The 8,067-nt window shown below is 33.9% G+C and carries 7 protein-coding genes; 2 read left to right on the forward strand and 5 right to left on the reverse strand.

The features are described from left to right. Positions 1 to 172: 172 nt before the first annotated feature. The 4 genes from HF990_RS14565 to HF990_RS14580 all read right to left on the reverse strand — a co-directional run bounded on the left by HF990_RS14565 (position 173) and on the right by HF990_RS14580 (position 2,235). Positions 173 to 286 (reverse strand): YjcZ family sporulation protein, encoded by a 114-nt coding sequence (locus HF990_RS14565; protein ID WP_016838041.1) that lies wholly within the window; start codon positions 284 to 286, stop codon positions 173 to 175. Positions 287 to 367: 81 nt separating this feature from the next. After that, positions 368 to 1,138 carry an NRDE family protein gene (locus tag HF990_RS14570; RefSeq protein ID WP_168412871.1) on the reverse strand — a complete coding sequence of 257 codons (771 nt, stop codon included), beginning with the start codon at positions 1,136 to 1,138 and terminating at the stop codon, positions 368 to 370. Between the two features lie 79 nt (positions 1,139 to 1,217). Further along, positions 1,218 to 1,358, reverse strand: coding sequence for a hypothetical protein (locus HF990_RS14575; protein WP_016838037.1), 141 nt, complete (start codon positions 1,356 to 1,358; stop codon positions 1,218 to 1,220). A 286-nt stretch (positions 1,359 to 1,644) separates the two neighbouring features. After that, positions 1,645 to 2,235 (reverse strand): carboxymuconolactone decarboxylase family protein, encoded by a 591-nt coding sequence (locus tag HF990_RS14580; protein WP_016838034.1) that lies wholly within the window; start codon positions 2,233 to 2,235, stop codon positions 1,645 to 1,647. Between the two features lie 192 nt (positions 2,236 to 2,427). Here HF990_RS14580 and serC point away from each other — a divergent pair, with 192 nt between their 5' ends. Beyond that, positions 2,428 to 3,525 carry a 3-phosphoserine/phosphohydroxythreonine transaminase gene (gene serC / locus HF990_RS14585; RefSeq protein WP_168412874.1) on the forward strand — a complete coding sequence of 366 codons (1,098 nt, stop codon included), beginning with the start codon at positions 2,428 to 2,430 and terminating at the stop codon, positions 3,523 to 3,525. A 384-nt stretch (positions 3,526 to 3,909) separates the two neighbouring features. Here serC and proS read toward each other — a convergent pair whose 3' ends face one another. Further along, a complete protein-coding gene (gene proS / locus HF990_RS14590) occupies positions 3,910 to 5,346 on the reverse strand; it encodes a proline--tRNA ligase (RefSeq protein ID WP_168412872.1) in 1,437 nt (478 codons plus the stop codon). A 605-nt stretch (positions 5,347 to 5,951) separates the two neighbouring features. Between proS and HF990_RS14595 the strand changes: the two genes are divergently transcribed. After that, positions 5,952 to 7,943, forward strand: a complete 1,992-nt coding sequence (locus tag HF990_RS14595) for a methyl-accepting chemotaxis protein (RefSeq protein ID WP_168412873.1) — start codon at positions 5,952 to 5,954, stop codon at positions 7,941 to 7,943. Positions 7,944 to 8,067 lie beyond the last annotated feature (124 nt).

The following is an 8,067-nucleotide window of genomic DNA, read 5'->3' on the forward strand; positions in this document are numbered from 1 at the left end:
CCGCTCGCTTCCTTCAGATTCCGCGTCACCACGGACACCCTTGCGTTAAGCTAACTGTTACTTCTGCCTTCACAGTTCGGGACTTACACCCTATAGATTACACCCATGCCAGGCGCACTAAAAAAACTGATTCTAAAGTAAAAATTCTTTAGAATCAGTCTTTCTTAGAAAATTAACACCAACGTTTGAAATGTGTACCTACAATAATAAGTAGGATAAATAATACTACTAATAAAGCAAAGTTATTTCCATAATGGCCACCATAACATCCTCCGTAATAGCCCATGGATATCCCTCCCTCATCATTCGATACTCCAGTTTATGTGGAAACGATGAATGGGATAGGTACAAGTGCATAGATTAATATTTAAATTTTTTCTATTTTTATATGAAAACTTTTTTCGAAAAGAAATTTACCTTTATCAAATGTTCGTTCCACAAAAGTTATATTCCGATCCTCATCTATTAATAAGACGGTTGAACAACGAGTGCCATAATGGGGTAATTGAATAAATGCAGAGGATAAATTTCTTTCCATCTCTAACCCAACACCTGTATTTGGTAACTGCTCATCTGGAGCGATTTCACGGTCCATGACAATTTCAAATAATTCATCGATATTTAATTTTCCGGTATTATTTTGTATATATTCTGCTAAGCGTGCCCTTCCTTTAACAACTTTTGGCCACGGAGTATTTAATGTATGATTACTGATGCTATGAGTCCCAGGTTGTATTTCATTTATTTCATTAAAGATATTATTATAGTGCAATAAATGCCCCTCATGCCAAACAATGACATTATATCCACCGTAATAATCTTTAGTTGTTACTAACTCATCTACAAAATCTTTTGGATGCCTCGTATCCTTCAAAAAATTTCGTACAATTTCTCCGCGTGAACGAGGCTTTGCAGGTAAACTCGGATCACGATAATTCGTAATAGCTGCAAAACGACCATTTCTAGATACTCCGAGCCATGTACCCATTTGAAGAAGATCTCTACCTGCCAAAATATCTGGTTCGTCTTCCCAAAAATGTGCAGGTTTTGCCGGGCGATCATAAAACTCATCCCGATTTGCTACAACAATTAATTTGTAAATTGGATGTTCTTGATAATGAAAATGTATTAAACACATGCTCCCAACCCTTTAACATTTTATTTATAAAAATAGTTTATCATTCATGAGCTATAATTTTACTATAAATTAAAATTGATTAGTTCTTCTTTTTTATTTCTTCTAAAATTGCTTCTAATATTTTATTTTTATGCCTTAATGCAGAAACCACACTCACCATAAACCAAATGATTAATAATGCAGGAATAACATAAAAGAGTATAGATACAATAATAGTCACAGCAATCCCCCTACTTTCCTTTGATTTCTTTCATAGGTCATGAAATAAAACAATAGAATTTTTATCATTATTTATAAGATAAATTTCACATGCTACATTTTCTAATACAAAAATTTTAAATTTTTTATGAACTTGCAATAATCTACAAAAAGAGACTCTACATTAGAAAAATGTGTAGAGTCTCATATCATTTTCTTATCACGTTATATGGCACGCTAAACATATTATCTCCATTATCTTCTATTTAGTGATTAAATTGTATATTGTGATGCCTTTCACTACTTTATTAATCGTTATAACTTTCGTAAATATGCAGTAAATGTGCATAAGCACTTCCTGCTTTTAAAGCCGCTGTAACTAGTATTGCTTCAGCAATTTGTTCCTCTGACACCCCTAGTTTCATTGCATTATTTGTGTGGGAATTGATGCTTTGTGTACAGTGGATTGCATGAGCAACTGCGATAGCAAGCAGTTCTTTAAATCCATCAGTTAAAAAACCTTTTCCCATGACAACTTGAGAAAAATTAAAGTATGGTTGAAGTTTCGCTTTGAATGACTCTGTTTTATCATTCAAAGAATGTTCATGTTGATTTAAGGTTGTCTCTGCTTCAACTGCCATTACAACAAATATTGCCTCTATAAGTTCTTCTTGACATGCTCCTGCAATCTTTGCTTTTTTTGTATGAACATCTATACAATAGGGACATTTTGTGACATGGGCAATGGCGACTGCAATGATTTCCTTTTCTTTTTTCGTTAATGCCCCTGGTTTAAAAACCGTTCCATCAAATCTAGAAAAGGCTTTAAACTGTTCGGGCGCAAATTCTTTTAATTTCTTCATGTAATGATTTTTATTTTTTTCATAATAACTAGTCATTCAAATTGCTCCTTTATATTCGTAATAGAAAAATAACATAGCAGAAAATGAAGTTCGAAATTGCAGAATTTTTATCAATTTAACATAAATTTTATGAATATCGGAATATTTCACTATTTCTTATAAAAATATTGTTCGATTTTATGGAAAAGAGTATATAATCAAACTATATTGCAATTTCAAGGAGTGTTTATCGTGAGTACAAACAAACGTGCATACAATTTTAATGCAGGACCTTCAGCATTACCCCTAGAAGTATTAGAAAAAGCACAACAAGAACTAGTAAACTATAACGGATCTGGCATGTCCATTATGGAAATGAGCCATCGAAGTAAAGATTACGATGAAGTTCATAACAATGCAATCAACCGTTTGAAAAAGCTCCTTTCCATACCTGATAATTACGAAATTCTCTTTTTACAAGGTGGAGCAAGTCTTCAATTCTCGATGATTCCAATGAACTTCTTAACAAAAGACAAAACAGCTAGCTATATTTTAACAGGATCTTGGTCAGAAAAAGCTTTGAAAGAGGCAACACTATTCGGTAATGCAGTGGTAGCGTCTAGTACGAAAGACAATGAATATCGAAATATTCCAAGTATTGAAGATATTCAATTTAATGCAAGCGATGCATATGTTCACCTTACATCCAACAATACAATTTATGGAACACAATGGAAAGAATTCCCGAATACAGGAGATGTTCCATTAATTGCGGATATGTCAAGCGACATTTTATCTCGCCCGATCGATGTGAATCAGTTTGGCATTATTTATGCAGGTGCTCAAAAGAATTTAGGACCTTCTGGTGTGACGGTAGTCATCATTCGCAAAGATTTAATTGAACAAGCAAATTCAGAAATACCGACTATGTTAAAATATAAAACACATGCGGATAAAAATTCTTTATATAATACTCCTCCAACATTTGGTGTTTACATGTTAGGAGAAGTTTTAAACTGGGTTGAAAATCAAGGTGGACTTGAGACAATTCAGAAACGCAACGAAGAAAAAGCAAAATATATCTATGATGTTATTGATGAAAGCAATGGATTTTATAAAGGACATGCGGAACCAAATAGCCGTTCTCTCATGAATATTACGTTCCGATTAGCTGATGAGGAATTAGAAAAGCAATTTTTAGCTGATGCAAAAGCTGCTGGTTTTGTCGGGTTAAACGGCCACCGCTCTGTTGGTGGTTGTCGAGCATCTACATATAATGCCGTACCAATAGAAGCTTGCATAGCTTTACGCGATTTCATGTACGAATTCCAAAAGAAGCATCAATAAATAATTAATTATAAAAAGCGAATTGGAAAACACATCGGTTTCTCAATTCGCTTTTTTATATACTTATTTTACTTCTCCTATTCTAAATTTTTAAAAAAATAAGTCAGGTAAATATGATCAACCCTTTATAGGAAGTACGTGTTTTAATTTGAGTTGGTGTGTTATTTGGTGCGAGGATTAGTTATATTATCAATGGATTATTTAGAACCAGGTTTAAATAGAAAATAATCGGCGTTTTCTCTCCAGCTTCCTTCAGATTCCGCGTCACCACGGACACCCTTGCGTTAAGCTAACTGTTACTTCTGCCTTCATTACACCCATACCAGGCGCACTAAAAAACGAAGCTGTAAATTTTCAACAGCCTCGTTTTACTTACGTAAGCAATTAATATGCTCTTCCGAACCATACTGTATGTTTTGCTTCTTTTCCACAATGAATGCAAGTGTGTTTCGTTGTTGGTGGATTGAATGGAATATTGCGTGAAGTAAATTTTGTTTCTTCTTTTACTTTAGCTTCACATACATCATCACCACACCAACCTGCAAGTACCCATCCTGGAATTGTTCCGTTTTTCTCGCTATTTTCAATATGTTCTTTTAATTGATCTAACGTATCAATATGCAAATGAGAATTTGCATCTCGGAAAGCTTTTGCTTTATCGTATAGACGTTTTTGCATTGTTTGTAATTCTTTCTCTACTACTTCTACAACAGAATCGAGAGAAATTGTGATTTTTTCGTCTTCATCTCTAGCTTTTAAGATTGCTTGATTGTTTTCTAAATCACGTGGTCCTAGCTCGATGCGAACAGGTACTCCTTTTAACTCCCACTCATTGAATTTAAATCCTGGTGATTGATCAGTATCATCTAATCGTACTCGAATCCCTTTATCTTTTAGAGCCTTAAAGATTTCATCTAATTTTTCAATGATTGCAGGATTTTTCTTCCATGGTCCAACAGGAATTAAAATTACTTGTGTTGGTGCAATTTTTGGCGGTAAAACTAATCCTTTTTCATCACCATGAACCATGATAACAGAACCGATTAAACGAGTAGATGTTCCCCATGATGTTGTATGGACGTGTACGTGTTTATTTTCTCGGTTTAAGTATTTAATGTTGAACGCTTCAGCAAATTTTGTTCCCAAATAGTGACTAGTACCTGCTTGTACGGCTTTACCATCTTTCATCATTGCTTCGATGGAGTACGTATCAACAGCACCTGCAAAACGTTCAGAAGGTGTTTTTTGTCCATCATACACAGGGATGGCCAATACATTTTCTACAACATCTTTATAAATATTAAGCATTTGCATTGTTTCTTTGCGAGCATCTTCTTCATCTTCATGAGCTGTATGACCTTCCTGCCATAAAAACTCAGAAGTACGAATAAATGGAAGAGTCTTCTTTTCCCAACGGAAAACGTTAGCCCATTGGTTAATCAGTACTGGCAAATCACGATAGGATTTAATCCAATTGGAATATAAATGACCAATCATCGTTTCTGAAGTTGGTCTAAGTGCTAAACGTTCTTCTAGCTTTTCACCGGCAGCTTCTGTCACCCATGGCAGTTCTGGAGAGAAACCTTCAATATGATCTTTTTCTTTTTGGAAGAAAGATTCAGGTATTAACATTGGAAAATATGCATTACGATGACCCGTTTCTTTAAAACGTTTATCCATTTCAGACTGGATATGTTCCCAAAGTTCATAGCCATCCGGTTTAAATGCGATACACCCACGAACCGGCGTATAATCCATTAAATCTGCTTTTTGTATTGTGTCGATATACCATTTTGTAAAATCGTTTGTTTGTTGCGACATAGTCATCCTCCTTACAACAAAATAGCGTAAAGATGCCCGATTGAGGACGCCTTTACGCTGAATAGTAGTTCCCACCAACATTCGACATATATTGTCGTTTCAGATATTCAATGAAACCAATAAAACGTCTTCTCCTTTTAAAGACATTAGGTGGTGATATAGCTCTCAGCGAATGCTATATTAACGGATTTTATTTGAAAAACGAATATTTATTTCTAATATAATGTACCAAATTAAAGCAATAAATACAATTACTATATAAAAATTTTGCGGAGGTAATGTTAAAAAGTTATACATTTGAAAACTTTTTTCATCATTAAATAGTTAAAAATTCTTGGACAATTCTGATAGTATTCTCCTAAAAATTCTCAAAATTCAACCCTTTCAATTCTATGTAAAAATTTTGAAATGTTTGCAATAAAAAGATAGTTTTATCAATTATATGATGGGAAATTTCAAAATATCCAAAATTTATTAAAAAATATATGAATAAAGTAGTATATTATTTTTTATTAATTTATGGTTTCATATAATCGGTAAATACTACTAGATTCGACAATCTTTAGTTCGAAGATTGTCATAATATGTAAATTGGAGGTTGAAAAATGAAAGTTTCCATTCGATGGAAAATTATTGGGATAGTACTTCTCGTCATTGTAATTGGTCTAGGTTCCCTATCAACAGTAAGTTCCATCTTAATATCATCTAAAACCGAAAATGCGGTCATCGATCAAAGTGAAGTACTAGTTAAAGAATTAACGAATTCCATTTCAACTTTTATTGATGGTTATGAAAAAAGTATTTTAAAAATGACTTCAGACCAAGGTGTATTAGATTATTATTATCACTCAACAACGTTTAATGATGAAGCTGATCAAGCTTTTCGCGAACAATTAAAAAAATATTTAACCATTTACAACTCTGCATCGTCCATTTACTTTACAGATGCAAACAAAATTATCACTGAACCGCATTTCGATGAAATTTTTGATTTAGATGTAAATACCCGTTCATGGTATACTGAAGCAATCGCAAACCCAAATGAAGTGTTATGGTCCCCTCCGTATGTAGATGCTTCAACCGGGGAATACGCGATTGCAGGTTCAAAAGCAGTAATGGAAGGAAATAAAGTTCTAGGTGTATTAGGAGTAGATATTTTACTATCAAGTTTGACTGAAGAAATTTCGAAAATCGATTTAGGCTTTGAAGGATATCCAATTATTTTCGATTCTTCGGGAGTTGCTATTGTTCACCCGACACTAACGGGGGAGAATTTAAGCAATCTAGAATTTGTTGAAAAGATTTTAAATGACGAAAATCAAAAAAATATTTTAAGAACGACAATTGATAATCAAGAAAATGTGATTGTTTATGAAAAAATTCCGACTTTAGGATGGACAGTTGGTGCTGTTTACAATGCAAAACAATTACATAGTACAGCAAATAGCATTCAAAATATGATTATTTTATTTACATTCATCATCTTAATCGCAATCTTTTTCGTACTGTATTTCACCATTTCAAAAATTATCAAACCAATTTATTCCTTATGTACATCTATGGAAAAAGTTGCACAAGGCGATTTAACTGTACATATCGATACGAAGAGACATGATGAAATTGGTGAATTAGCAAATCATTTCAATAACATGCTTGAAGAAATGAAAAAAATCATTGGAGTAGTTCAGTCATCTTCAAGACAAGTGGAAGATCGTTCTCATCACTTAAGCGCCCTTGCTGAAGAAACGAATGCTTCCAGTGTAGAAGTAACAAATGCTGTGCGAGAAATAGCTATAGGCGCCACACAATCAAGTGAAAACGCAGATCAAGTAACTGTATCATCTGGGAAATTAGGAGACAAAATTAATCAAATGACTGAGCAATCGAAAGCGCTCAAAGGAATTACAAATGAAGCGAATGAATTGAATATTGAAGGACAAGAGAAAATGGACAATTTATTAAATTCCTTTGAAAATTCGAAATCAGAATTACACAATATGTCTATCTCTGTGTCTTCACTGGAAGAAAAAATTCATGCGATTGAATCTGTGATGGATACAATTTCTGAAATTTCGCAACAAACGAATTTACTCGCTTTAAACGCAAGTATTGAAGCCGCTCGTGCAGGCGAACATGGTAAAGGATTTGCTGTTGTAGCAGAAGAAGTACGTAAACTTGCCGAACAATCGGCTAAAGCAACGGAACATGTCAAATCAACAATACATGAATTGCAGCAAGAAGCAATTTCCGTCGTTAAACAAATGAATGAAATGCAAGATACATTCAAAGAACAAGGAACAGTTGTTGAAAATACAAGTATACTATTCCAAAATCTATCATCGTTAATTTTAAATATGGAACATACTTTTAAAACTGTTACGGAAGAAATCGATAGTATCATAAAATATAAAGATCGAGTTGTGGAAACAATTGAGGAAATGTCCATGACAGCACAATCAACTGCAGCAGCTTGTGAGGAAGTAAGTGCTGCTAGCGATGAGCAATTAAGAGCAATACATTCTGTTGCTGAAGCTTCAGAAGAACTAAACGAATTAAGCAAAGAATTATCAAAAACTGTAAGCAGATTTAAAATATAAATCGAGTAGGAGGGAGCGATTAACTCCCGTCCTCTCACACCACCGTACGTACGGTTCCGTATACGGCGGTTCAATTAAGATGATTGACGCAAGTCTTTATAACTTCCGTGAATAGCTGTTCTCT

This window comes from Ureibacillus thermosphaericus (genome assembly GCF_012396605.1).
GTDB lineage: Bacteria > Bacillota > Bacilli > Bacillales_A > Planococcaceae > Ureibacillus > Ureibacillus thermosphaericus.

Bases quoted from the DNA above. Each gene is read 5' to 3' on its own strand.
- HF990_RS14565 (WP_016838041.1), bottom strand. From the start codon at position 286: ATGGGCTATTACGGAGGATGTTATGGTGGCCATTATGGAAATAACTTT.
- HF990_RS14570 (WP_168412871.1), bottom strand. From the start codon at position 1,138: ATGTGTTTAATACATTTTCATTATCAAGAACATCCAATTTACAAATTA.
- HF990_RS14580 (WP_016838034.1), bottom strand. From the start codon at position 2,235: ATGACTAGTTATTATGAAAAAAATAAAAATCATTACATGAAGAAATTA.
- proS (WP_168412872.1), bottom strand. From the start codon at position 5,346: ATGTCGCAACAAACAAACGATTTTACAAAATGGTATATCGACACAATA.
- HF990_RS14595 (WP_168412873.1), top strand. From the start codon at position 5,952: ATGAAAGTTTCCATTCGATGGAAAATTATTGGGATAGTACTTCTCGTC.